At 44.3% G+C, this 1018-nt stretch carries 2 protein-coding genes and 1 pseudogene; all 3 read right to left on the bottom strand.

Annotation, left to right across the window (positions count from 1 at the left end):
- Positions 1 to 116, bottom strand: a pseudogene (locus tag A3766_RS29365) (50S ribosomal protein L1); the annotation flags it as partial.
- On the bottom strand, positions 116 to 550 hold the full coding sequence (gene rplK, locus A3766_RS00545; protein WP_068507436.1) for a 50S ribosomal protein L11: 435 nt from the start codon (positions 548 to 550) through the stop codon (positions 116 to 118). The gene rplK and the pseudogene A3766_RS29365, both read right to left, overlap by 1 nt.
- Before the next feature lie 99 nt (positions 551 to 649).
- A partial coding sequence (gene nusG / locus A3766_RS00540; protein ID WP_068641444.1) for a transcription termination/antitermination protein NusG occupies positions 650 to 1018 on the bottom strand: 369 nt, incomplete at its 5' end.

Raw genomic sequence — 1018 nt, 5'->3', positions numbered from 1 at the left:
AACTTAACACCGCTTGAAAGCTCAGCAAGCAAAGCTACCGCTTCTTCTACCGTGTACGCTTTTTCTGCTTGAACTTTTTCCTGCACCAACTTTTGGCGCTTTGTTAATTTTGCCATTAGTTAACACCCTCAGTATTAAGTCCCATGCTACGCGCTGTACCAGCAATAATTCTTACTGCAGCATCCATATCACCTGCATTTAAGTCAGGGTCTTTAGTTTTAGCAATTTCTTCTAACTGAGCGCGAGTAACAGTTCCAACCTTCTCAGTATTAGGACGACCGCTACCACTAGTGATACCAGCAGCTTTCTTCAACAGAATAGATGCAGGTGGGGTCTTCATGACAAAAGTAAAACTCTTGTCACTATATACAGAAATTACAACAGGAACTGGCAGACCTGGTTCAACACCTTGAGTCTGAGCGTTAAACGCTTTACAGAATTCCATGATGTTAACACCGTGCTGACCTAGTGCAGGACCAACCGGCGGACTTGGATTCGCTTTACCAGCGGCTACCTGAAGCTTGATATAAGCATCAACTTTCTTTGCCATTTTTTACTCCTTCGGGTTCAAACGCTTCAATAGCTCCCCGTATAGACAGAAAAAGCCCACTTTGCAGTTCGCAAAGTGAGCAGATAAAATCTTACTTGCTTAGTCTTTTTCTACTTGCCCAAACTCTAGTTCGACAGGGGTAGAGCGACCAAAAATCAGAACCGCTACTTTAACGCGGCTCTTCTCGTAATCTACTTCCTCAACAACACCATTAAAGTCTGCAAACGGCCCATCGATAACCCGAACCACTTCACCAGCTTCAAACAAGGTCTTAGGACGAGGTTTCTCTGCACCCGTCTCTATCTTCTGAAGAATCGTATCAGCTTCACGATCAGTAATTGGCACAGGTCTTTCAGCAGTACCACCAATAAAGCCTAACACTCTTGGAGTGGACTTAACCAAATGCCAAGCATCGTCGTCCATTTCCATTTGCACAAGAACGTAGCCTGGATAAAACTTACGCTCACT

Source organism: Oleiphilus sp. HI0132, assembly GCF_001635845.1.
The sequence above is the reverse complement of the archived record's forward strand: the minus strand, read 5'-3'. Positions and strand labels throughout refer to the sequence as shown.

Excerpts from the sequence above, each read along its gene's own strand:
- rplK (WP_068507436.1), bottom strand. The coding sequence starts at position 550 with ATGGCAAAGAAAGTTGATGCTTATATCAAGCTTCAGGTAGCCGCTGGT.